The organism is Nafulsella turpanensis ZLM-10, from assembly GCF_000346615.1.
In the GTDB taxonomy this organism is placed as follows: Bacteria; Bacteroidota; Bacteroidia; order Cytophagales; family Cyclobacteriaceae; genus Nafulsella; species Nafulsella turpanensis.
In genome coordinates this window covers 1-2,912 of record NZ_ANNU01000093.1, presented here as the reverse complement: position 1 = coordinate 2,912, position 2,912 = coordinate 1, and the positions used below count along the sequence as shown (strand labels likewise).

3 protein-coding genes are annotated in these 2,912 nt (G+C 37.4%); all 3 read left to right on the top strand.

Going from position 1 to position 2,912, the window contains the following annotated elements; all coding sequences use genetic code 11:
* The first annotated feature begins 740 nt into the window (after nucleotides 1-740).
* On the top strand, nucleotides 741-1,208 hold the full coding sequence (locus F752_RS0123120) for a GNAT family N-acetyltransferase (RefSeq protein ID WP_236614065.1): 468 nt from the start codon (nucleotides 741-743) through the stop codon (nucleotides 1,206-1,208).
* 149 nt (nucleotides 1,209-1,357) lie between these two features.
* Nucleotides 1,358-2,053 carry a DJ-1/PfpI family protein gene (locus F752_RS0123115; RefSeq protein WP_017734119.1) on the top strand — a complete coding sequence of 232 codons (696 nt, stop codon included), beginning with the start codon at nucleotides 1,358-1,360 and terminating at the stop codon, nucleotides 2,051-2,053.
* Between the two features lie 222 nt (nucleotides 2,054-2,275).
* Nucleotides 2,276-2,863, top strand: a complete 588-nt coding sequence (locus F752_RS0123105; protein ID WP_017734117.1) for an ATP-binding protein — start codon at nucleotides 2,276-2,278, stop codon at nucleotides 2,861-2,863.
* The last annotated feature ends 49 nt before the right edge of the window (nucleotides 2,864-2,912 follow it).

The following is a 2,912-nucleotide window of genomic DNA, read 5'->3' as shown; positions in this document are numbered from 1 at the left end:
CCGTTACATACTCCAGTGGCTCATTATTGCTGTTATCTACCACCCTGCCTTTTATCTTTACCTGCTGAGCCAGAGAAAGGAGGTTCATGAACAAAAAGCAGATGAGAAGAAGGAAATATCTCTTGCTGAAGGTCATATCATTAAAAAGGTTACTAGTTGAGCAAACAGGGGAACATTAGATTCGCAACCAGTTATTGCCTGTATCCTGCAGTCTGTTTTTTAATATAACCAGTAGGCTTTGAATTTCCAAAGCAGTCAATATGAAGAAGTGAGCCAAATAAGCCACCTGATCGGCTCATGAACTATAGCTGGTAATATCCTGACTGGCCGAATCAAAATTAACTATAGTCATTCTTAGCGGTATATCAGGCTCTGGCTCTATCTGTTCGAACGTGTCGGAAATTGGAAGGAATTTGGACATGAAGAGCGGGCGTGTTGAAAATTCGGATATTTTTCGACACGTGTAGGATTCACAGCTAAAGGAGTATTAACATTCTCCGTGTTTCAATAAGTTAAACAGCGATAGGTTAGGTTAATAATTGCTTTTTTCAAATTTAACCTTTTTTAGGAGTGCCAGCTTATAAAACTCTTTCAGATAAGTGGCTGCTGAATTTCAACTAAATATAAAAGAAAAGCCGCTCTAAGACTGGGGTTCGATAAAATTCATAGTGGGTGTAAAAGATTAAAAGCTAGAATATGCTGAAATTATAAGATGTTTGATGGTAATATTGAAGTTAATTTTGATACCTAAAGAAATATTAAATGAAATGATAGTAAGAAGTGTAGAATTAGAAGATATTGGACAACTGTCTAAATTATTTGATGATTATCGTGTATTTTATGAAAAAGAAAGTGATCTAGATGGTGCTAAAAGGTTTCTAACGGAAAGAATTGAGAAAAATGAATCAGTGATTTATGTTGCTGATAGTGGAAATGCGTTGTGTGGATTTGTTCAGCTTTACCCTATTTTTTCATCGACAAGAATGAATCGATTATGGTTGTTGAATGATTTATTTGTGAACAAACTGCATAGAGGAAAGGGCATATCTAAAAAATTAATTGGCAAGGCAAAAGAATTAGCAAGAGAAACAAAATCTTCGGGCTTAATTTTAGAGACAGCTAAAAATAATATTGTTGGAAACCAGCTATATCTACGGACAGATTTTTCGCTGGACACTGACCATAATTATTATAGCTGGGAAGAATAGAGAAATGGCGTACAGCATTGCATTTAGTTTATGGCGGTTTAGCTGCTAAATTTCGAATTCATGCCGGCAAGAGCTTTAGTACAAGAAGCTTTGTTTATGCCTTAAAATCTGCCAAAATATCATGCTTTCCGTAAGACAGAATCCAAAAAATGAAAATTGCGATTTACATATATAATGGAATAACAATGCTTGATGCTATCGGACCCTATGAGGTCTTACGGAATATCCGTGGTGCAGAAGTTTTTTTTGTTGCAGAAAAAAAAAGAGAAATAAAGGCAGATTCAAATTTTGTGCATCTTGTTGCAAAATATGACTTTGATGATGTATCGAGTGCGGATATCCTCATTATTCCAGGTTCAACAATTACTTTTATTAGAGAAATGAAAAATAAAAAGCTTCTGAACTGGATAAAAAGAGTTGATAAAACAACAAAATGGACAATATCCGTATGTTCAGGATCTTTAATTTTAGCATCTACAGGCTTGCTAAGGGGTTTAAAAGCTACATCTCATTGGAAGCCGATCAATTTATTGAAGGAATATGGAGCCATTCCGACAAGAGAAAGAATGGTTGTAGAAGGCAAGTATATCACTGCTGCAGGGGTTTCAGCAGGTATAGATATGGCTTTATATTTATCTGATAAAATTGTTGGAGAAAAAGAAACGAAAGCAATTCAACTTATAATTGAATACGATCCGAAGCCAATTTACAATTCAGGAAATTATTCAAATGCAAGTGAAGAAGTGGTAAAGATGGCGGAAGTAAAATTGGCAATGGAAGCCAAAAAAGAAATTGGATTTTTAGATTTCCTCCAGTCAGGAAAAACGATACTAAAAATAAAATAAAATTGTGCCAAACCGATTTGACCCTTGACAGGCGGAATATTCCTGCCAGTGCTTATTATAAACGCTTAACCGAGCAGGAGTTTCTGCAAAACCTACGGATAGTTGTAATCGAGAAGCTTACCTACAGCGGATTTTCGTTCTTTCAAATTAACAACAGAAGGCTTTGCAACTGAGGATTACCCTCAGCTCAATGCCATTCGGGAAGCACTGGTAAATTTCCTCATGCATGCGGACTATTTTAGCCCGGCTAAACCCAGGATTAGGGTGTTTGATGACCGGATTGAGTTCTTTAATCCTGGTGCACTGCCCAAGCCTTTGGATAAGCTCATGGCAGAGGATATTTCTATGCCCCGAAACCCTATCATCGCCAAGCTGTTCCGTGTAGTAAAACTTGCTGAAAATGCTGGCGGCCGGCGTTCCGGCTATGGATTTGATAAAATGAAAGATGGCTGGGTTAGCTATACCAAAACGGAACCTGTCTTTGAGCAGGGACAGGATTTTACTAAGGCTACCTTTTATTTTGCGGTTAAAGATGATGGGAATGGCAAAGAGGGTGGTACGATAGGTGGTACGATAGGTGGTACGATAGGTAGTTCAGAAGAAGCCAATGAAGGGGTTGGTCTTACAGAAAGACAGTTAGAAGTATTAAATTTAATTAAAAGCAATCCTGGAATTGGAATTACAGAAGTAGGAGAACTGCTTGGGATCAATCGATCAGCAGCTCAAAAGCATTTTGAGGCCTTAAAAGAAAAGGGAGTAATTGAAAGAGAAGGAACTGCCAAGGCAGGTTTCTGGAAAGTAAGGGTGTAGTTCCCTTTCTTCTGATTCAAAGCTCCTAAAAGGTAGGGTGTTAACTATA

What these genes read in the sequence shown, in the direction of transcription:
- F752_RS0123115 (WP_017734119.1), top strand. Translation starts at nt 1,358, where the DNA reads ATGAAAATTGCGATTTACATATATAATGGAATAACAATGCTTGATGCT.
- F752_RS0123105 (WP_017734117.1), top strand. Translation starts at nt 2,276, where the DNA reads ATGCATGCGGACTATTTTAGCCCGGCTAAACCCAGGATTAGGGTGTTT.